Origin of the sequence: Flavobacterium sp. EDS (assembly GCF_020991525.1) — a bacterium.
Lineage (GTDB): Bacteria > Bacteroidota > Bacteroidia > Flavobacteriales > Flavobacteriaceae > Flavobacterium.
Genome location: NZ_JAJMOZ010000019.1, coordinates 30,190 through 52,416, shown reverse-complemented (window position 1 = coordinate 52,416; position 22,227 = coordinate 30,190). Strand labels below are relative to the sequence as shown.

Below are 22,227 nucleotides of genomic sequence, written 5' to 3'. Positions count from 1 at the left end.
CCTTACAATTAAACTCATTTACCATTACAGTATATATCTTACAAGATTGTATTTCAGCACCATTATTAAGAAGATTAATTCCAAAATAGGCTTAATAACCACAACGAGCTTCAGAAAAAAATTAAAGCTTTACATTTGTTCTTTATTCAACACTAAAATTACAAAAGGCTATATGAAATCGGACTGTACCCCTAAAGAAGCACTACAAAAATTAGAACATTTTTGTGCTTATCAAGAGCGCTGTCATGATGAAGTAATTTCAAAATTGTATAGTCTAAAAATGACCTCCGACGAAATAGACGCTATTCTTGTACAGCTTATAACAGACAACTTCCTTAATGAAACTCGCTTTGCTTGTAGTTTTGCTCAGGGAAAACATCGTATAAAACAATGGGGAAAAATCCGAATTGTAAATGAACTCAAAGCCCGTCATATAACCTCTACCAATATCAATCTTGCTCTTGCAGGAATTAGTAATGAAGAATATCTAGAAACATTTGAGAATCTAACCCAAAAATATTGGAATAGTATACAAGAGAATAATCAGCTTAAAAAACGTAAAAAATTTTGTGATTACATACTACGTCGTGGCTATGAAAGTAATATGGTATATGAAAAAGTAAAAAATCTAGAAACTGAAACAAAATAATTCTCTAGTCTATAAAAACAAAATTACTTGTAATGTATCACTATTTCGAGACAGGACACATTATAAAAACAAAGGGACTATCTAACGATAACCCCTTTTTATTATGCTTTTTCTATTAGAATACTAACGGCATTTCCTCCAAAACCTACCGCATTAATCAAAACCTTATTTATGGGTTTTGTTTGTTGTTGGTCTTCGGTAAAAGGAACTCCAATAAATGTATTATGTTGCATCATTAAAATTGCCATTTCTACACTCAAGATTCCTGAAGCGCCAAAAGTATGCCCAATCTTCCATTTATTAGTAGTCAGCAAAGGAAGTTTAGAATCGAAGATTTTTTGGATTGCTTTATATTCTGTTAAATCGCCTTTTATAGTTCCTGGCGCATGCATTACAATTACATCTACATCTTCAGGGTTTATTCCTTTTAAAGCCATTTTCATTGATTTTTGAAAACAAGTCGCTTCTGCCGAAATAGATATATTATGCTCCAAAACTTCTGTAGCGTATCCTACTCCTGTAATATAGGCAATCGCATTTTCTTTTTCTCCAGCTTCAAGGCAACAAACTGCTGCTCCCTCACCCAAAACCATCGTATTTTGAGTTTTATCCAAATCGAATGCTAGGTTTGGCCACTTATCAGTATTTAAATCCGCTCGAGAGTAAATTTTTAAAGCGCGCATTTGTGCAATCGTAAAATCAGTCAACGGAGCTTCACTACCGCCTACCAAAAACTTATCGACCATTCCTGCTCGTAACCATGCAACGCCATTTAACAAAGCATGCAATGCTGTAGAGCAAGTAATAGAATGTGATATTTCTGGTCCTGAACTCTGTAAATCATGTGCTATCCAAGACGATATATTCCCTAATGTAGTGGTTGGCGAAGCCAATGTCTGAGCTTTCCCTGTTTCTAAATATTCCTGAAAATGCTTTTCGAATAAATCGGTTGCTCCACGCGAAGAACCAATATTAATTCCGAAAACATCCTCCGAATTCCATCCAGAATTTTTTATTGCCTGTCGTGATGCTGCTAAAGCAAACAAAACACTGTTGTCTAAAAATTTATATTTAATATCCGAATTACGAACCTGATCTACAATTTGTTTAGAATCAGCATCAAGTACAGCAACTGGAGTTTCTTGTTTGTCCAATTCCTGCAAAGTAAAACAATGTTTATTACTCAAATAATTCTCCCAAACGTCTTTTGGATTGTTCCCTAAAGGCGAGATAGAAGAAAAGGCAGTAATCGCAATTTTGTTTATGTTCAAAATAATTAATTTAACTGTAATGAATAAAATGAGTGAAGAAATAGATTTAAAAATCTACACTTATACCATCTCTATAGCTTCTTCTATAATTGAATATACTTTTTCAAGTTGCTCATCACTAATAATATATGGTGGCAAAATGTAAACTATATTCCCAACAGGTCTTAGAATAACTCCTTTATCAATAAAGAAATTATAAAGTTTGGTTCTCATCGATCCATAATAACTTTCTTCTGAATCGGATTTTATTTCTAATGCAAAAATAACTCCTAACACTCTGGTAGTAATAACTTTTGAATGATTTTTTATTTTATTCTGAAAATTAAGATGGCTTTTATTTACACGCTCGATATTGTTTTGCATTTCCTGAGTTTGCAACAAATCGATACTTGCCAAAGCTGCTGCGCATCCTGTAGGATTAGCTGTAAAAGTATGTCCATGAAACAATGCTTTATTAATATCATCATCATAAAAAGCATCAAAAACTTCTTGAGTAAAAGTAGTAATTGCCATCGGAATTGTTCCTCCAGTTAGTGCTTTGGAAAGACACATCATATCTGGTTTTTCATTCAGATAATCCATCGCAAATGTTTTACCAGTTTTACCAAAACCTGTCATAACTTCATCGGCAATTGTAAGAACATTATTTGCTGCACAAATCTGAATTAAAGTTTCTAGTGCTTCTGGATCATACATAACCATTCCAGCTGCTCCCTGCACCAATGGTTCAAAAATAAACCCTGCACAATTCTTCTCCTCTATTACTCTTTTTAATGCAGCAAAACTCTCTTGCTCTTGCCCTTTTACAGGAACTGGAATTCGAACTACATCTATGAACATTCCTTGAAAAGCCTGTGTATAAAATGAAATTCCACTTGCAGCCATTGCTGCAAATGTATCTCCATGAAAAGCATTTTCAAAAGCAATAATCGTAGTACGTTTTTCTCCTTTATTAAAGAAGTATTGCAAAGCAACTTTTATTGCTACTTCTACCGCTGTAGAACCATTATCTGAAAAGAAGATTTTCTGTTGGTTTTTGGGTAAGATTTCAATTAATCTTTCCGCAAGAACAATTGCTGGTTCATGCGTAAATCCACCAAACAGAACGTGTTCCAGCGTAGTTAACTGTTTGTAGATTGCATCTGCAATAAAACGATTACTATGCCCAAAAGGATTAACCCACCAAGAAGCAATCGCATCTATATATTCTTTATTATTTTCATCCCAAAGTAATGCTCCTTCTCCACGAGAAATAGCAATTGGAACTGCAGCTGTTTTATGTTGTGTATAAGGATGCCAAAGATATTGGCTGTCTTTTTCTGATAATGTCATTTTGTGAAATGTTTATTTATAAAAAGTAAAATGTGTTTTTTGTAAAATGTATACTGCAAGATGTGGAATGCATTTTACTTTCCACAAAAACATTTTACAATTCTAAAAGGTTCTCTCGAAATAAATCGGCATATTCTCGAATTACATTTTGATCAAAATAAGGTTCTTCATCAATTCGCCCAATACATTTTACTCCTGTACTATTTAAAATAATAGCTTCGGAAGATTTGTTTTCGCTTCCGCTAAAAATAATTCCTGCAATATTTAATTTTCGGCTCTTCAAAGCTTCAATTGTTAGCACTGTATGATTGATGCTTCCTAAATAATGCCTAGAAACCACTATAACTTTATAATTTGATTGAATTAAATCTATTACAAATTCTTTATTATTTAATGGTACAAAAACTCCTCCTGCTCCTTCAATAACCAAATGGTTATCAGTTTGTGGCTCCTTTACCTCATTCAAATCAATAGTAACTCCATCAATCTCTGCGGCCAAATGAGGGCTTGCTGGTGTATTTAATGCGTATGAATTTTCATGAAATTGAGATTTTTTATTCGAAATTTTTGACTGAACTTTTCCTGTATCTGAGTTATCTAAATCTCCCGCCTGAATAGGCTTCCAATAATCAGCCTCTAATGCTTCTACGATTATAGCCGAAGCAATTGTTTTTCCAACATCAGTAGAAATACCTGTAATAAATAGTTTCATTCCCTTATTTTTATTGCGTACAAAAATACCAATAAAAACACAAAGCCCATCATAAGATGGGCTTTGTGTTTATTCTTCTTTCAATTCTTCTAAAATCTTTTTTATCTGTCTAGCATATTTTCCATAAAAGAAATATACCCAGATTTCTGTAAGTATCCCCATGATTAAAATCGTGAACATCAGAATTCCCACGATAAGAATCAATTTACTCTGCTCGATTTCTCCATTAAAATTCTGAACCGCACTTGGTGTTTTATACACGATATAACCTATCAAAAATAATATCATAAATGGAACTAGAGAAAAAGTAAATGTTTTATAAAGCTGCATATTAAGTCTAATATCATAATAGGTTTCATACAAACTATCTTTAGTACTCAACGCTACACCATTTAATCTTTTGTAGAATAAAAACAATTTCGCTAAATAATAAATACTTATTGCAAGCATTATTCCAAACAATAAATAATAAGGCAATTCCATTTTTATCGGAAAACCACTAATTGAAGGTACAAACCCCATAAATAATAAAGCCAAAATCTGAGCGAGAAAATCCAATCGTAAGTTCTTTCTAATTTTGTCTAATGGCATGTGAACCGATTTTAATTTTTCTATCGTATTTGGAAGGACAACATCTTTAGGTTTGTCTTCATTCCACGCGTTTTGTATGTCGTTAAAATCCATATCCTTGATTCTTAATTATTTCTTTTAATTTTTCTTTTGCTCTATTTAATTTCACTCTAGCGTTACCCTCCGAAATACCTAAGTTTTCTCCTATTTCTTTATGCGAAAAACCTTCAAGTTGGTAAAAGATAATAGCTTTATCAATTTTTTCTAATTTTTGAACTGCCTTATAAAAATGCTCTATCTGACTTTCTTTTATATGTGAATCCGTTTCTTCTTCTTTTATATTTTCTGAAGCAATTGCATATTTATCAACCTTCTTTTTATCTTTCTTTAAAAAAACAATTGCCGTATTTACTGCCACACGATACATCCAGGTAGAAAATTGGCTTTCATTTCTAAAACTATCATACGCTTTCCAAAACTGACAAATAATCTCCTGAAACAAATCTTGCTGATCATCATAATTATCCATGTACATTTTAGAAACTTTGTATAGGATTCCTTTATGATTCTCTATCCGGCTTAAAAACTGTTGCTCTTTCTCTTTCAAAATATTTCTATTTCATTACCGATTTAACCTTATACCCTGCCTTTTTCAATAAATTAATCACTCCTTGTTCTCCAGCCAAATGCGCGGCTCCAACTGCTATAAACGTAGATTTATTTTCATTAATTCAGGTATTTGATTTACCCAATTACTATTTCTTTTATCCAACATTGCATTCTTCGTTTTTTCATTCATAAACTTTTCGCCCGTAATTCTGTTGTAAATAGCTTCAATGTTCTCTGCTTTATAATCATCTATTAAAGGAATAGACCCATCCTTTACAGATTCTGTCAACATCGAAATCATTTCATCATTTGTATAAGCATAGTCAAGAATTTCAAACTGAGCTTTAATAGTTTCTAATCCACCAACTTCAAGATTTCGCTTTTTGAAATTGATGTGGTTTTCTTAATTGCATTTTTTTGATTACGACTCGTAAGTAATTTAATTATCAAAACGTTACAAAATTTTAAATCTTTTTTAAGAAAGCGAGCAAACACAATAGTTTAGGAAGCCATGTTTTTTTAAAAAAATTCTTAATTTAAAAAAAACATGAAAAAAAAGTAGAGATTCACAAAATCAACTTTGCTGTTCTTTGTAGAAGGCTATTAAAACACATAGTCCCTTAACAATTCTAAAGCCTGATTTATTTCCTCTTCGGAATTATAGCTATGAATGCAAAAACGCAATCGTTCCTGCCCTTCTGGAACTGTTGGAGACAGAATTGCTTTTACATCGAATCCTTTCTCTTGTAATTTTTGAGCAACTGTCTTTACGTTTTTATTACCTGGAATAATTGCCGATTGAATTGTTGATTTACTTCTAACAAACATAGGTTGTAATCCAAGAAGTTTTTTTTGCTGATTGAAGTAAACAATATTCTGGCGTAGTATTTCGATAGTTTCTTTCTCAATATCCAACTGCTGATAAGCTATAAAAATAGTAGCAACTGAATGTGGAGACAATCCAGTTGTATAAATAAAGCTTCTAGCAAAATTAACGAGGTATTCTTTTAATTCTTTAGTCCCAAGAACCGCGGCCCCATGACACCCTAAACCTTTACCAAAAGTCATTATTCTAGCAAAAACTCTATTGTGTAGTCCTAAAAACTGCAATAAACCTTCGCCTTTCGCTCCAAAAACCCCTAATGCATGAGCTTCGTCAACTACAAGATAGCAATTGTATTTTTCGGATAAGAGCACTAATTCCTCTAGATTTGGACAATCTCCATCCATTGAAAAAACACTTTCTGTAACAATATAAATTATTGAGTTTTGGTATTTTACTATAAGCCGTTCTAAATCTTCAAAATCATTATGATTAAATTTATACGTTTTAGCATTCGACATTAAAATTCCGTCGCGAATAGAAGCATGACTTAACTCATCATACAAAATAACATCATTACGCTGTGGAATAGCGCTAAAAAAGCCAACATTGGCATCGTAACCCGAATTAAAAATTAAAGCCGATTCTGACTCATGAAACTGCGCTACAAAGGTTTCTGCAATTTTATACAGAGAATGGTTCCCTGAGATTAATCTTGAACCCGTTGCTCCATTTTGCACATTATTAGTATCGAGTAAATAATGATGTGTTTTATTAAAAATTACTCCAGATTTTGAAAACCCAATATAATCATTAGAAGTAAAATCAATTGATGCATTAACATCTGGCAATTGTCTAAGTGCATTATTTTGCTTTCTTACGACTAACTTTTGAAGAAGGTTTTCTGGTAATTTCATAAATACAAAGTTATTAAATTAAGCCTGATTTTATAATCTATCATCTTTTTTAGCCCTGATGGAAACGACATCCTTTTTTTGTTGGCCACTGCAAACAAAAAAAGATATAGTGAACAACAGGAGATTGCTCCTAAAATTTCATCTTATAAAAACTAGTGCAATAAAAAAAAGCCATTCACGATTGTGAATGGCTTTTCAACTTTATTTTAAATTGTCTTAGTCAGCTAAAACAATTATCTTATTGTCTTTCATCTCGATAGTACCTGACACAATATCCAAAGTATAAGTTTGGTCATTTACTTTCGTGAATTTATCCGCTACTTCTTTAGAAAAATTAAAGCTTGGCGCTACAATTTTAATAGTTCCTTTTTCTAAAATAGAAACAATAGGAGCGTGATGATTCAATATTTGAAAGCTTCCATCAACCCCTGGTAAAGTAACCGAAGTTACATTTCCTGAGAATAATTTTGCTTCTGGTGATACTATTTCTAAAGTCATTTTCTTTTAGTTTACAGTTTCAGTTAATAGTCTCAATATAAAATACCGCGACCCAATACTGAAAACTAGATTAAGCTTCTGCTAACATTTTCTCTCCAGCCTCGATTGCATCTTGAATAGATCCTTTCAAGTTGAAAGCTGCTTCTGGAAGGTGATCTAACTCACCATCAATAATCATGTTAAATCCTTTGATAGTATCTTTAATATCAACCAATACTCCAGGAATACCTGTAAATTGCTCCGCTACGTGGAATGGTTGAGATAAGAAACGTTGTACACGACGTGCTCTTGATACAGATAATTTATCTTCTTCAGATAATTCTTCCATACCTAGAATCGCGATGATATCTTGTAATTGTTTGTATTTTTGAAGAATTTCTTTTACTCTTTGTGCACAATCATAGTGCTCATCACCTAAGATTTGAGGAGTCAAGATTCTTGAAGTTGAATCCAATGGATCAACTGCAGGATAAATACCTAACTCAGCAATTTTACGAGACAATACTGTTGTTGCATCTAAGTGAGCAAAAGTTGTTGCTGGCGCCGGGTCAGTTAAATCATCCGCAGGTACGTAAACCGCTTGTACAGATGTAATCGAACCTTTGTTTGTAGATGTAATACGTTCCTGCATCGCACCCATTTCTGTTGCTAATGTTGGTTGGTATCCTACCGCAGATGGCATACGACCTAAAAGAGCCGAAACCTCAGAACCTGCTTGTGTAAAACGGAAGATGTTATCTACGAAAAACAATACGTCTTTACCTTGATCAGTTCCTGCTCCATCACGGAAATACTCAGCGATAGATAATCCTGAAAGTGCTACACGTGCACGAGCTCCAGGAGGCTCATTCATTTGTCCGAAAACGAAAGTAGCTTTAGACTCTCTCATTCCTGGCATATCTACTTTAGATAAATCCCATCCTCCATTTTCCATAGAGTGCATGAAATCATCACCGTATTTTATAATTCCTGACTCTAACATCTCACGAAGTAAGTCATTTCCTTCACGTGTTCTTTCTCCTACTCCTGCGAATACAGAAAGTCCACCGTGACCTTTTGCGATATTGTTAATCAACTCCTGAATCAATACTGTTTTTCCAACACCAGCACCACCGAACAATCCAATTTTACCCCCTTTTGAGTAAGGCTCGATCAAATCGATTACTTTAATACCTGTGAACAATACTTCAGATGAAGTTGACAAATCTTCGAATCTTGGAGCTTGTCTGTGAATAGACAATCCATTTTCTCCTGTTTTTGGCAAGTCCCCTAAACCATCAATTGCATCTCCAATTACATTAAATAATCGACCATATACATCTGGACCGATTGGCATTTGGATTGGGTTTCCAGTTCCAACTACTTCATATCCACGGCTCAAACCATCTGTCGAGTCCATTGATATTGTACGAACTGTATTTTCTCCGATGTGAGATTGTACTTCAAGAACTAATAACGTTCCGTCTTTTTTAGTGATTTCTAATGAATCATAAATTTTTGGAAGTTCAACATCTTTACCGTTGAAAACGACATCAACTACTGGTCCAATGATTTGGGCAACTTTTCCTATTACTTTTGACATTACTGTATGTGTTTATTAAATAGCTATTTAGGTTTAACGAAAATACCTCTTTTTTCAGTGCGCAAAGATAATTTTTAAAATATAAAATCAATAACTTTTTTTTATAAAAATACTATATTTTTTACAGTTAATAAAAATAAGCCCATTGATTGTATAAAAGACCATCCTTTCAGCCTAATAAAAAAAACCACCACATTAAAAAAACGGGTGGCTTTCTTACTAAAAAAATTGGCTTTATTTTATTATTGCTGGATATTGAATTGGATAATTTCCCAAATCAACATGTCGCAATGTAGAATTATATTTTGCATTAATAGCATCTACAAAAATATTTGCTATTAAACCATATCCTCTAGCACTTGGATGAATACCATCAAGAGAGAAAGCTCCTCCTGTTACAAAAGCAGAAGTCATATTAAAATTTCCAAAATTAATACCTCCATTAGACAATTGCGCCATAACTGCCCTTGTATCTACTAATGCTAATCCTTTTGAATCTGCAACCGCCTTGATAGCATCATTATAAGCATTAGTTGCTAAAACAACCTCTGCAACTTCATCTTTTGATAAAACCCAACTATCTGCCAAAGGAACCGAAAGACCATTTACTTTTGTCGGATCCCCACCAACAGCGGTACCTATAAAATTTCGAGCAATAAGCACCATAAAATCTCCTTTTGTCGCTTGTCTATATGACGGAATTCCATACCCTGTAAGATTAGTAAGATAACTATCATCAATAACCACAGCATTATTTCCTTCCACAAATTTTATTGTTCTGCGAACAGCCTCTTCTTCCGTTAATAATTTATTAGCAACCATAGCTTTCAATCCTCCATTATAAGTTGCATATCCTGCATTTAATTGCGCTGCTAAATCTTTCGTTAATGGTACCGGATTGTAAGGCACCGTTGTAAAATACGGCAACGCACTTACATTTGGTAAGTTTGCCACAACCCCTTTAGCTCCACTTAACATTAAACCATCTATCAAAGAAGCATAAACACTTGCAAACACAGTCGGATCTGTAATATCATTACTACCATATGTTGCTGGATTCATATTTCCTTTTTGATTTTTCCCCACTCCTCCAGATATTGCATAGCTCAAAACATCGTTTCCTCCAATAAACAAAGAGAAAAAAGTTGGTTTTTGCGCTACAGCGTCTCCTAAAATAGTAGCTGTAGACGAGCTTGCAAAGCGAGCAAAATACGGATTTGCTGCTCCCGAAGGCACACCTGCTACATTGCCATACCCAGCAGCTAGCAAATGAAAACTTTTTGCCCCTGGTACTCCCATATTATTAAACGCGCCTGTTAAATGAGTAGTTACCTCAGTTGTTGGCTTACCACTTACAGGAACTGGCCCAACCCCATTAAAATATAGTCGAGGTCCTAAAATCACATTACCTCCAAACAATAAACCTCCAATATTATCCTGCATTAATGGCGTAGTAAAAGCCCCACCCCCAGCTGGCGCAAACTGTTGCGACAATACATTAGCATACGAGCCTTGCTGTCCTTTTGCAAACAAAGCGCCATCACTATATCCTGCCGCAAATGAATCTCCCAAAGCAATATATTTCGTAAACACTGCCGAACCAGGTGTGATTGGAACTTCAGCAGGTGTTGTATCTTCATCATCATTATTACATGCTACAAAGGCCAATGAAACCAATAATAGCCATTTAAAATTTTTTATCATGATTTGTTATTTTTACATTAATATTCATTTTCCCAACTTCTTAAATTCATCAAGAAGCACATAAATTACATATTCAATAATTTATTTATGGGTTAATTGTCCACGAAGCAAACCATTGTTGCCCTATTAAACCTGCTCCTATAACCTGAAGATAATCTTTTCCAAAAAGATTTGTAGCACCAACCTTTATAACCGATTTCAACTTAGGAAATGCGTAATTTATTTGTGCATCGAAAACCGTGTTCTCAGGAATCATTCCATCAGCAAAAGAGGCCTCCCATAAATACTCAGTATTCCACCTTACATTCATATTAAATCCAAAATTTTTAAACAATTTAGCATTTCCTAATGAACCTTTAATTCTATGTTTTGGAGTATTAAAGCCTGCCACAAAACCTGGGTCTTTTGACTGATCAAAATCTAATTGCGAGTAATTATAGTTTACTCCTACTTCAAAATCTTTGTATACTTTTTTAGACAAACCAACTCCTACTCCAAAAGAAGTAACTTGAGCAGTTGTATTAGTATAAACCTGATAAACTCTTCTATCTCCAAACGCTAACGCTTGAACACTTTTTGCTACTTCTGCATCTGCAAAATTTGTACCTACAGTTCCGTAATACGGACTAATTACTCGAGCCGTATTCATGAAATTATCATAAATATTGTAATACGCATTAACATCAATCGAGAAATCTCTTACCACAGAACGATATCCTATCTCAAAAGCCTGTACTTCTTCTGGTTTTACCAATCCAATATTAGCTACTTGAAGATCTGCAGGATTTCCAGATGCCCCAAATGCTTGCACAGAAGCCACTGTATATGCATTTTCGTAAGCTTTGTGGCCATTCATTATTACCGTAGCTGGATTATTTGCCGCTTGACCTGCTAAACTCACTTCTCTAACCTCTGTAAAACGATCTAAATTTTCTGCTGCAGAACCAATTAATGCAAATGGACCTAAATCCAAACCAATGTATTGATCTTGAGTTGTAGGATTTCTAAATCCTGTTTGATATGAAAGTCTAAAATTATGCACTTTGCTTGCTCCAGCAGAATAAACAAAAGCAACTCTTGGCGATACATTTCCCTTAAAGTTTTGACTTTTATCATAACGAATAGACCCTGTAAATTTTAATCTATCATCCATCCATTTTTTAGCAACCTGTGTATAAGCTCCGTATTCTTTATAATTTAACGGGCCATCATAATCTGTAAAGATTGTTCCTTCAGAATTCATTACATATTGTCTCCAAGACCCTCCTACTTGAATTTCAGCAAACTTAACAAGGTCTTTAAAATTGTAATTCACATCAGAATGATATAATTTAGAATGATCTATAAACTTAGCTCCTTCTTTTAGATTTGGATTATTAATAACATCTGTAAAAGCACTTACAAATTGTGGCGAACCAGGTTCAAATCTGGCAGATCTAGGGGCAGTAGGATTGGCTGGATCGATATTTGGTGCTAATCCCAAACCTGGCGAAACATTGTAGTCAGCAAAAGTTCTGGCATAGTTTGCTGCATCATTTGCATTTAGCCCCAATACTGCCGAAGACAATTGAAATGACTTAGCATAATCTGTAAACCAGTTGGTATCTGATTTAGCTGCTCTATTTACATTCCAACCAGCAAAACGCATATCATATGAATCTCCAGCATTCTCATTAGTCATATAAACTCTAGCAAAAAAATTCTTTCCTTTTACTTCAAATTTAGTTTGTCCCATAAAAAAGTTCTTCAAAGAATATCTGTTTGCTCCTTGATAAATAGTACTACCTATACCTAATTTGTATTGAAAGATAAACTCAGTTTCGTTATCCCAAGGCTTAAGATGCATTGCAAAATCTGCCTTTACGCTTTCTGATTTATTATTATTCAAATCTTTTTCATGATACCCTGTTCTACTTACCTGTCCTACGTTTGGAAGGAAAGTTGTAACCTCGTCACCATAAATATTTAGTCCATCATAATTCTGATTATTAGCATGCCCGATAGAACCTCCAGTTAAACTTCTTAAATCGTCGGCAATCCACTCGGTTGCTCTTACAAAGTTAAAATTTGCTTTAATTGCAAAATGCTTAGTAAATGCGGTAGCTGCTCTAAAACCAAGATCTACATAATCATTTGTTCCCGCTACATCTTGTGTAGTTTGACCATATTTAAAATAAGTACTAACCCCTTGATACGTAAATGGACTTTTACTATTCATAAAAAGAATACCATTAAAAGCATTGGCTCCATAAAGCGCAGATGACGCTCCAGGCAAAAGTTCAACACTAGCAACATCTAAATCATTCAGACCAATTAAATTCCCTAATACAAAATTTAGTGCCGGAGATGAATTATCCATACCATCTACCAATTGCATAAAACGAGTATTCGCAACTGTAGCAAAGCCTCTTGTATTTACTGATTTAAAAGAAATACTACTCGTATTAAAGACAACCTCTTTTAGATTCTCTAAACCCTCATAAAAAGACGGAGCGGTAGTACTTTTTACATCTTGAATACCCATTCTCTCAATTGTAACAGGTGACTCAATTACTCTTTCTGGAGTTCTCGAAGCCGATACCACAATTTCATTCAACATTGTTTGCTCCTCAACTAATAACACAGTAATTTTTTGTGTAGCAGAAGTAATATTGACAGTCTTAGTTTCATGCCCAACTGCCGTAATTCTGATAGTTAATGGTAAATTTTTAGATGATTTTAAAACAAATGAACCGTCGAAATCAGTAGACGTACTACTAGCCTCTCCAACAACATTAATATTAGCTCCAGGAATTGCTTCTTTTTTATTATCAATAACGGAACCTGAAATTGTGCTCTGCGCAAAGGATACCCCGCAGAATAACAATGATAAAATAAGTAAATACATTCTCATTTGGTTAGTTTTAGATGGTTTATGTTACCAAAGTACAAATATTTTTGATATTACTAAAAAATTGTTAAGAAATATTAATATTCCTTAACTTTTTAGTAACAAAAATACATAATTCGTATTTATGTTTTTTGAACTTTTGACAACATTTAACCCATAACTCACTGAAATATACTATGCATACATATTATTTTGGAGGTAAAATTGAATATTCTATAAAAATGAATTCTTAATTTTTTGTTATAAAAAAAGCGAGATGTAAATCTCGCTTTTTCAAATACTTATAATATTATATGTTTTATTCTACAGTAACCGACTTAGCCAAGTTTCTTGGTTGATCAACATTACAACCTCTCATAACTGCTATATGATAAGATAACAATTGCAATGGAATTGTAGTTATTAATGGCGATAAAGCATCAGATGTTTCAGGAATTTCAATCACATAGTCTGCTAATTCACGTACTTGCGTATCACCCTTAGTTACTACTGCAATAATTTTTCCACTTCTGGATTTTATTTCCTGAATATTACTTACAATTTTATCGTAATGTCCTTGCTTAGGTGCAATTACTATTACCGGCATATGCTCATCAATTAAAGCAATTGGTCCGTGCTTCATTTCTGCAGCAGGATATCCTTCTGCATGAATGTATGAGATTTCTTTAAGCTTTAAAGCTCCTTCAAGTGCTACAGGAAAATTATAACCTCTTCCTAAATACAAACAGTTTGGAGAATCCTTAAAGACTCCTGCAATTTCTTTGGCAACATCATTTGTTTCCAAAACCTCTTTTACTTTATCCGGGATAAGTTCAAGCTCTTGCAAGTATCTATGAAAATCTGAACTAGACAATGTTCCTTTTGCTTTTGCCAAACGCAAAGCAATCATCGTTAACACAGTAATCTGAGTCGTAAACGCTTTTGTAGAAGCCACACCAATCTCAGGACCTGCATGCGTATAAGCACCTGCATGAGTCTCTCTAGAAATAGAAGAACCTACAACATTACAAACACCAAATACAAATGCTCCATGCTCTTTTGCTAATTTAATAGCTGCCATAGTATCTGCAGTTTCTCCAGATTGAGAAATTGCTATAACCACATCTGTTTTGTTAATGATAGGATTACGGTATCTAAATTCTGAAGCATATTCAACCTCTACAGGAATTCGGGCAAATTCCTCAAAGATATATTCTGCAACTAAACCTGCATGCCAAGAAGTACCGCAAGCAACAATAATTATTCTGTCGGCATTAAGAAATTTCTCTAAATTATCTTCAACACCAGCTAACTGAACAATTCCTTCATTTGCATGAAGTCTTCCTCTGTAAGTATCTTTTATAACACTAGGTTGCTCATATATTTCTTTAAGCATGAAATGGTCATAACCACCTTTTTCAATTTGCTCTAAATTCATTTGAAGCTCCTGAATATAAGGATCTACTAATGAATCATCTTTAATCTTTCTGATCTTAATAGGCTTATGCAATCTAATGTTAGCCATTTCTCCATCTTCTAAATAAACTGCATTTGAGGTATATTCAATAAATGGCGAAGCATCTGATGCAACAAAATATTCACCCTCACCAACTCCAATTGCCAATGGACTACCCAATCTAGCTGCAACAATTTCGTTAGGATTCTTTTTATCAAATACCGCAATAGCATAAGCACCTACAACTTGATTTAATGCAACTTGTACTGCCTTCCCTAATTTAAGATTTTCTTGTTTCTGAACTTCTTCAATCAAATTTACCAATACCTCAGTATCTGTATCTGAATGAAAAACATACCCTCTTTTTTTTAATTCTTCTTTAAGTGGAGCATAATTTTCGATAATACCATTATGTATTATTGCCAAATCTCCAGAATTAGACAAATGAGGATGTGAATTCACATCATTAGGAACACCATGTGTTGCCCAACGTGTATGTCCTATTCCTATAGTTCCGTTTGTTGTAAAACCTTCATTGGCTTTAGCTTCAAGATCCGAAACTTTACCTTTTGTTTTACAAAGTTTAATTGCTTCTCCATCATATAACATAACTCCAGCACTATCATAACCTCTATATTCAAGTCGTTTTAGCCCTTTAATTACAATAGGATACGCCTCTCTATATCCAATATATCCAACAATTCCACACATATATATTTAATTAATTTGGTTTCGTGTAGTAAATCTGAAGTTTTAATCTCTTACTTCCATCAGGTGAATTCCCTCCATGAAGAATTGTTCCTAAAGGACTCATTACCGATGCTCTTGGAGCCTTAGTAAATGCATCTCCTTTTACTGTCTTTATATTTGTAGCTTTTAACTTACTAGAAGCAACAACATTAATATCCTCTGTTACGACAATTCCCATTTTCACATTAGTTGAATCTTTGTTGTTAATCAAATTCTTAATATGATTTGTAAGTCGAATTTTATAAGTTGTACCTTTTTTACTAACTGGATCAACATTTAAAATACCACTAAAAACTTGCTTAATTTTTTTTGCATCATTCGTAGCACTTGGAGTTCCATCATTATAATAATCTACAATAGGTCTATTATTATTAAAATCATACAAATAAATTCTATTTGGCTCTGAACTATTTTTCATAGCATCTGAATCAATATGAAAAACCAAATTAGCCTCATTAATTAACAATTTCTTCCCATCTGCTGGATTTCTTAATCTATCCAACTCATCTGGAACATTATTTGGCCCTTGCGTTAATTTTCCATTTTTATCATACCCAATAACATCCGTTCTACCAAAAAGTTCTAATATAGCCATTGAGCCCTGACCTCCTTTTAAGTACAACTTTTCATCACCATTTACTTTTGGAGTACTTATTGCTGTATTATAACTTGAATTAAGATTAGTCTCTTGTAGTAAATTAACAGTATTATCACTTAAATTAAGGACTAAAGTTTTATCCTCCATTGTTTCATCATCATCTGTCGTTATTTCCGTTTTAGCTTTATACTTAATAGTAATCTTTCCTTTTTTAAAGTCCATAGTAGCCATTCTGCTTGCACCACCATTACTTTCTACCTTAAAGTACAAGCCTCTAAAATATTCTTTAAAAACATCATTTGAAACCAATTTTCCCGCTGGAGCCTTAAGAATTTTTTCTTGAAAAACTGTAGTATTCAAATTAAGTTTCATTGCTGGCGCTCTTTTGGTCACCGTTTCTTTACCTGCATTATCTTTAGTCGTTTCGGTAATTTCTTCTGGACTGAATCTAAAATTAATATTTTCTTCATCAGGGCCGTTGTTTAAGCGCGCACCTACTTTTACATTATCAAAAAGATGATTATCATCAGTAAAAAAAAGCTTTGAACTTACAAAGTTATCATCTGGATCCAAATTAGGCATATAATACCCTGACTCATAAACACTAAGATTCATTCTACCATCTAAAGGACCATATATTGAATCTAGTATGTATATATTTTTTCCATTTTCAACCTTATCTATGTGACTATAATATGGAATTTCAAGCTCAATACTTTGAACAACAGGACTTTCTCCAATTGTTGGGTTAGGTTCCGCCAATGTTACCTGTGTAGCAAAATTAGCAACCGTTGTACTAAATGCAGAATTAACATAAATCCCTAATTGATTTGATGTCAAATTATTAGATTGTATTGCTTTTATCTGTTGATTATAACCTATCACTTCTAGATCCATTGTGGCCAAATCAAAATGATTACCACCAATTAAATCATCGCCTATAGCATTAAAATCCTTGTCGCAAGAATAAAAAAATGCAACGCTTGCTACTAAAAATATTTTCCTAAAAAAAGAAGTATTCTGCATGTGTAATAAAAAAATTAAATTTTAAAGAACCTCGTTTTTATAAAAATTTGTATACGCCTCTGCGAATGCATCTTTTGGGACGAAAGGTAAAAAAGGTTTTCCCGAAGATTCTATAAATTTTGTTAAACTTGAAGACAGATTGTTTGAGGCAATTATTACCGCATCTGAATGAAGAATACTCGCTTTTAAGATATTTTCGTAATTTGGAATCTCTAAATCTGAAACGGCTTCATGTGGAACCCCGTCAAACTTAACCTTCTTAATCATTTCAGGATCTAGTGTCTCATCAAACGATTGCGTATAAACAGAAGTAACAATTTTTGTTTCAGAAAATAAAGCTTCATGTTTATAGTAATGTTTCATATATATAGGCAACATTGCTGCCATCCATCCATGAACATGTATTATATCTGGAACCCAATTTAATTTTTTCACGGTTTCAACAACCCCTTTAGCAAAGAAGATCGCTCTTTCGTCATTATCTGGATACATTACGCCTTCTTCATCTGTAAAAGTAGCTTTTCTCTTAAAGTACTCATCGTTATCTATAAAATAAACCTGAATTCTTTCCTTAGGAATAGATGCTACCTTAATAATCAATGGCATATCTAAGTCGTTCACTACCAAATTCATTCCAGAAAGTCTAATAACTTCGTGTAACTGGTGTCTTCTTTCATTGATATTCCCATACCTTGGCATAAAAATTCTTATTTGCCCGCCTTGATCGTTAATCATCTTTGGCACATCATAAGACATTAAAGAAACCTCATTTTCAGCTAAATAAGGCACAACTTCAGATGATACATACAATATCCTCTTATCTTTCATAATAGTAATTTGCTTAATTTTTGGTAATAAAAACGATGCAAAATTACAAAATTTTATGCAGTTATTAACTAATATATTATGTTTGCATTAAATTTTAATAATACCACCATGCATATTTTCTACGGTAAAGTTGCTTTAATAGCTTATCTAAAAACTATTAAAACAGAAAATTCAAGTGTTGGTTTCGTACCAACCATGGGCGCTTTACACCAAGGTCACCTGGCATTAATGCAACGATCATTAAACGAAAATGACAACACAGTTGTAAGTATTTTTGTAAATCCAACACAGTTTAACAACCAAGAAGATTTAGCAAAATACCCCCGAACTCTAGACGAAGATGTAAGAAAAATGTGTGATTTAAGCGATGAAATAATTTTATACGCTCCAACTGTCGAAGATATTTACGAAGGACATACCGTTTCTCAATCATTTGATTTTGATGGACTAGAAAATCAGATGGAAGGAAAATTCAGACCAGGTCATTTTAATGGCGTTGGTACTATCGTAAAACGTCTATTTGAAATCATTACTCCAACAAACGCTTATTTTGGAGAAAAAGATTTTCAACAATTGCAGATTGTAAAGAAAATGGTCGAAAAAAACCATCTTCCAGTAAATGTTGTTGGTTGTCCAATTTTTAGAGAACCAAACCAACTGGCAATGAGCTCTAGAAACGAACGTTTGAATAATGATGAACGTCAGGAGGCTGCTATAATTTATAAAATTCTAACTGAAGCAAAAGAAATATTTCAAACAAAAAGTCCTGAAGAGACAATTGAATTCGTGGAAAATTCTTTCAAAAATAACGATAAATTTGAACTAGAATATTTCGTAATTGCTGATGAATCTACATTATTACCTATCGATCATAAAAGTAAAGACAAAAATTACCGCGCATTTATAGCAGTATTTGTTAATTCTATTAGGTTGATCGATACTATTTCATTAAATTAATTTACTTTTGTAACATGCAAATTCAAGTAGTAAAATCAAAAATACACCGCGTTAAAGTAACTGGAGCCGATCTTAATTATATTGGCAGCATTACTATTGACGAAGCCTTACTAGACGCCTCAAACATGATTGAAGGCGAAAAAGTGGCAATTGTTAATATTAATAATGGAGAACGTTTTGAAACGTACGCCATTAAAGGAGAACGAAATTCGGGCGAAATAACCCTTAATGGGCCTGCAGCAAGAAAAGTACAAAAAGATGATATCATCATTATCATTTCTTATGCAACATTAGAGTTTGAAGAAGCCAAAACCTTCAAGCCATGGATTGTTTTCCCTAATGAAAATGACAATTCGTTAACATAAATCCATTTCTAAACCTATAAAAACTGCCCTTTTTCAAAGTTAAATTTTGTAAAAAGGGCAATTTTGCATCTATAAGTTAACCAAATTGCCATGCCATTATCAATTTGTAATTAAATAAAAAAAAATAAAGTACTATATTGCTACTCTATTTTGATAATCTTAAAATTTCAGAAATCCCAAATTATGAAAAAAGTTTACCTACTGCTATTATTCATTTCTATTACCGCTTTTTCTCAAAGAAAAACAGAAACAATTAACTCAATACCATTAGGAGAAGCAAGAACAATAACAGTTGAATTGCCTGCTTCTTACGAAACCAATAAAACTCGAAAATACCCTGTACTTTATTTATTTGACGGAGAATATCTTCTAGATCCTTTTAGCGGTGCTTTAAAATATGGTGCTTATTGGGATGACTTACCAGAAACTATTATTGTAGCCATTCACCAAAACAAAAATGATGAGCGTGAAGATGATTCAACTTTTGACGGAATTAATGGTTTACCATTTGAAAAAGGAGCCAAGTTTTTTGAATTTGTTGCAGGTGAAGTAATTTCAAAAGTTGAAAAAAATTATCGTACTGCACCATTCCGAATTATTGCTGGTCATGGAGTAACTGCTGGCTATTTAAATTTCTTCTTATATAAAGAAGTACCATTATTTAATGCATACATTTCTATGAGTCCAGAGCTGGCAACTCAAATGGAAGTTCGCGTTCCTGAAAAATTTGCTAAATTAAAAACACCTCTATTTTATTATCTATCTGCTGCTGACGGAGATATTAAAAAAACCAAAGAGCCAATCCAAAAATTAGATCAAAACATTAAAATAGCTAATAATCCTTTAATAAATTACAAATACGATTTATTTAAAAACACTACTTATTATTCAGCCGTTTTATATGCAATACCTAATGCTTTAAATCAAATTTTTGAAGCCTATAAGCCTATAAATTTAACCGATTATAATGACAAGATTGTTATTCTTAAATCTGGTTATGTTGACTATCTAAGAGAAAAATATGACATAATCACAAAAACATTAGGTGTTGAAATGCCTGTTCGAATGAATGATTATATAGCTGTAGAAACTGCTATTTTAAAAAATAATGCATACGACGAATTAGGCATATTAGCGGAAATTGCCAATACTAGTTATCCTAAAGCAATGTTAGGTGAATACGAACTAGGATTGATGTACGAAAAAATGGGAGATGCAAAAAGAGCTTCTAAAAAATACCAAAACGCTTCACAAATGGAGCCTATTGGCAGATTGAACAAAGATTTGATGTACGACAAAATAGATGAAATGAATGATCTTATCAAAAAGAAATAATGTCAAAAGTTAAAACAACCTTTTTTTGCCAAAATTGTGGCGCTCAATATTCTAAATGGCAAGGACAATGTAATTCTTGCAAAGAATGGAACACCATAGCTGAGGAAATTATCCAAAAACAAGAAAAAGTTGCTTGGAAAAGTGAACCTACTCCAACTGGTAAAGCACCTCGTCCTTTAAGAATAAACGAAATCGATTCTACGCAAGAAGTGCGTATGGATACCACTGATGGCGAATTAAATAGAGTTCTTGGGGGCGGTATTGTTCCTGGATCACTAACCCTTTTAGGTGGCGAACCCGGAATTGGGAAGAGTACACTTTTGCTTCAGGTTTCATTACAATTACCCTATAAAACCCTATATGTTTCGGGTGAAGAAAGCCAGAAACAAATAAAAATGCGTGCTGAAAGAATTACGCCAAATGGGGATAATTGCTATATCCTTACTGAAACCAAAACCCAAAATATCTTTAAACAAATTGAGGCCATTCAGCCAGAGATTGTTATCATTGATTCTATACAAACGCTTCATACCGATTATATAGAATCAACTGCTGGGAGTATTTCTCAAATTCGAGAAACTACAGCCGAATTAATCAAATTTGCCAAAGAAACCAATATCCCTGTAATCCTAATTGGTCACATTACTAAAGATGGAAACATTGCAGGTCCAAAGATACTGGAGCACATGGTCGATACTGTTTTACAATTTGAAGGAGACAGAAATCACGTCTATCGTATTTTACGATCTCTAAAAAACCGTTTTGGATCCACTGCTGAACTAGGAATATACGAAATGCTAGGAAGTGGTTTAAGAGAAGTATCAAACCCTTCCGAAATATTGATTTCACATAAAGACGAAGAATTATCGGGAACAGCAATTGCTTCAACACTTGAAGGAATGCGTCCGTTAATGATCGAAATACAATCCTTAGTGAGTACAGCCGTTTATGGAACACCTCAACGAAGTACAACAGGATATAACGCCAAAAGACTAAATATGATCTTGGCTGTTTTAGAAAAAAGAGCTGGATTTCGTTTGGGAGCAAAAGATGTTTTCCTAAACGTTACGGGAGGAATTTCTGTAGATGATCCTGCAATAGACCTTGCCGTTGTAGCTGCTATTTTATCTTCAAATGAAGATATTCCTGTAACAAAAGGGTTCTGTTTTGCTGGAGAAGTAGGCTTATCTGGTGAAATTCGTCCTGTTAATCGAGTAGATCAACGCATACAAGAAGCAGAAAAATTAGGATTTTCGACTATTTTTGTATCTAAATACAATAAAATTGCGTTAAAGAATACAGGAATCAAAATTGAACTTGTTGCCAAAATAGAAGACGTAGCCAGTATTCTTTTTGGATAAACTTAAATACATCAA

Annotated in this window: 19 protein-coding genes; 5 read left to right on the top strand and 14 right to left on the bottom strand. The window is 33.4% G+C overall.

Annotated features, from left to right (window positions below; all coding sequences use genetic code 11):
• Positions 1 to 172 precede the first annotated feature (172 nt).
• Positions 173 to 649 carry a RecX family transcriptional regulator gene (locus tag LPB87_RS18915; RefSeq protein WP_230728921.1) on the top strand — a complete coding sequence of 159 codons (477 nt, stop codon included), beginning with the start codon at positions 173 to 175 and terminating at the stop codon, positions 647 to 649.
• Between the two features lie 101 nt (positions 650 to 750).
• Here the strand turns inward: LPB87_RS18915 and LPB87_RS18910 are convergent, their stop codons facing one another.
• The 14 genes from LPB87_RS18910 to LPB87_RS18845 all read right to left on the bottom strand — a co-directional run bounded on the left by LPB87_RS18910 (position 751) and on the right by LPB87_RS18845 (position 18,194).
• Positions 751 to 1,920, bottom strand: a complete 1,170-nt coding sequence (locus LPB87_RS18910) for a beta-ketoacyl synthase N-terminal-like domain-containing protein (RefSeq protein ID WP_230728920.1) — start codon at positions 1,918 to 1,920, stop codon at positions 751 to 753.
• Between the two features lie 60 nt (positions 1,921 to 1,980).
• Positions 1,981 to 3,252, bottom strand: coding sequence for an adenosylmethionine--8-amino-7-oxononanoate transaminase (gene bioA, locus LPB87_RS18905; protein ID WP_230728919.1), 1,272 nt, complete (start codon positions 3,250 to 3,252; stop codon positions 1,981 to 1,983).
• A 94-nt stretch (positions 3,253 to 3,346) separates the two neighbouring features.
• Entirely contained in the window at positions 3,347 to 3,964 is a 618-nt protein-coding gene (gene bioD, locus LPB87_RS18900) for a dethiobiotin synthase (protein ID WP_230728918.1), read from the bottom strand.
• A gap of 69 nt (positions 3,965 to 4,033) precedes the next feature.
• A complete protein-coding gene (locus LPB87_RS18895) occupies positions 4,034 to 4,648 on the bottom strand; it encodes a hypothetical protein (protein WP_129540491.1) in 615 nt (204 codons plus the stop codon).
• Positions 4,638 to 5,141 carry an RNA polymerase sigma factor gene (locus LPB87_RS18890; RefSeq protein WP_230728917.1) on the bottom strand — a complete coding sequence of 168 codons (504 nt, stop codon included), beginning with the start codon at positions 5,139 to 5,141 and terminating at the stop codon, positions 4,638 to 4,640. Before LPB87_RS18890 ends, LPB87_RS18895 begins: the two co-directional genes overlap by 11 nt.
• 96 nt (positions 5,142 to 5,237) lie before the next feature.
• Positions 5,238 to 5,435, bottom strand: coding sequence for a hypothetical protein (locus LPB87_RS18885; protein WP_230728916.1), 198 nt, complete (start codon positions 5,433 to 5,435; stop codon positions 5,238 to 5,240).
• Positions 5,436 to 5,746: 311 nt separating this feature from the next.
• Positions 5,747 to 6,883, bottom strand: coding sequence for a pyridoxal phosphate-dependent aminotransferase family protein (locus LPB87_RS18880; RefSeq protein WP_230728915.1), 1,137 nt, complete (start codon positions 6,881 to 6,883; stop codon positions 5,747 to 5,749).
• Positions 6,884 to 7,099: 216 nt separating this feature from the next.
• Positions 7,100 to 7,381: a F0F1 ATP synthase subunit epsilon gene (locus LPB87_RS18875; protein ID WP_230728914.1), complete on the bottom strand. Its 282-nt coding sequence runs from the start codon at positions 7,379 to 7,381 to the stop codon at positions 7,100 to 7,102.
• A gap of 70 nt (positions 7,382 to 7,451) precedes the next feature.
• Entirely contained in the window at positions 7,452 to 8,963 is a 1,512-nt protein-coding gene (gene atpD, locus LPB87_RS18870) for a F0F1 ATP synthase subunit beta (RefSeq protein ID WP_129540487.1), read from the bottom strand.
• 234 nt (positions 8,964 to 9,197) lie between these two features.
• Positions 9,198 to 10,667: a G-D-S-L family lipolytic protein gene (locus LPB87_RS18865; RefSeq protein WP_129540486.1), complete on the bottom strand. Its 1,470-nt coding sequence runs from the start codon at positions 10,665 to 10,667 to the stop codon at positions 9,198 to 9,200.
• A gap of 85 nt (positions 10,668 to 10,752) precedes the next feature.
• Positions 10,753 to 13,560 carry a TonB-dependent receptor gene (locus tag LPB87_RS18860; protein WP_230728913.1) on the bottom strand — a complete coding sequence of 936 codons (2,808 nt, stop codon included), beginning with the start codon at positions 13,558 to 13,560 and terminating at the stop codon, positions 10,753 to 10,755.
• A gap of 295 nt (positions 13,561 to 13,855) precedes the next feature.
• Positions 13,856 to 15,703, bottom strand: coding sequence for a glutamine--fructose-6-phosphate transaminase (isomerizing) (gene glmS, locus LPB87_RS18855; RefSeq protein ID WP_230728912.1), 1,848 nt, complete (start codon positions 15,701 to 15,703; stop codon positions 13,856 to 13,858).
• A 10-nt stretch (positions 15,704 to 15,713) separates the two neighbouring features.
• Positions 15,714 to 17,366 (bottom strand): DUF4270 domain-containing protein, encoded by a 1,653-nt coding sequence (locus LPB87_RS18850; RefSeq protein WP_230728911.1) that lies wholly within the window; start codon positions 17,364 to 17,366, stop codon positions 15,714 to 15,716.
• 21 nt (positions 17,367 to 17,387) lie between these two features.
• Complete coding sequence (locus tag LPB87_RS18845; protein ID WP_230728910.1) at positions 17,388 to 18,194, bottom strand: glycogen/starch synthase; 807 nt, start codon at positions 18,192 to 18,194, stop codon at positions 17,388 to 17,390.
• Between the two features lie 78 nt (positions 18,195 to 18,272).
• Between LPB87_RS18845 and panC the strand changes: the two genes are divergently transcribed.
• The 4 genes from panC (at position 18,273) to radA (ending at position 22,212) form a co-directional block, all read left to right on the top strand.
• Positions 18,273 to 19,151 (top strand): pantoate--beta-alanine ligase, encoded by an 879-nt coding sequence (gene panC, locus LPB87_RS18840; RefSeq protein ID WP_230728909.1) that lies wholly within the window; start codon positions 18,273 to 18,275, stop codon positions 19,149 to 19,151.
• A 14-nt stretch (positions 19,152 to 19,165) separates the two neighbouring features.
• Positions 19,166 to 19,516: an aspartate 1-decarboxylase gene (panD, locus tag LPB87_RS18835; protein ID WP_129540483.1), complete on the top strand. Its 351-nt coding sequence runs from the start codon at positions 19,166 to 19,168 to the stop codon at positions 19,514 to 19,516.
• A gap of 183 nt (positions 19,517 to 19,699) precedes the next feature.
• Complete coding sequence (locus LPB87_RS18830) at positions 19,700 to 20,851, top strand: alpha/beta hydrolase-fold protein (protein WP_129540482.1); 1,152 nt, start codon at positions 19,700 to 19,702, stop codon at positions 20,849 to 20,851.
• Positions 20,851 to 22,212, top strand: a complete 1,362-nt coding sequence (radA, locus tag LPB87_RS18825) for a DNA repair protein RadA (RefSeq protein WP_195738188.1) — start codon at positions 20,851 to 20,853, stop codon at positions 22,210 to 22,212. The genes LPB87_RS18830 and radA overlap by 1 nt, the downstream gene beginning before the upstream one ends.
• Positions 22,213 to 22,227 lie beyond the last annotated feature (15 nt).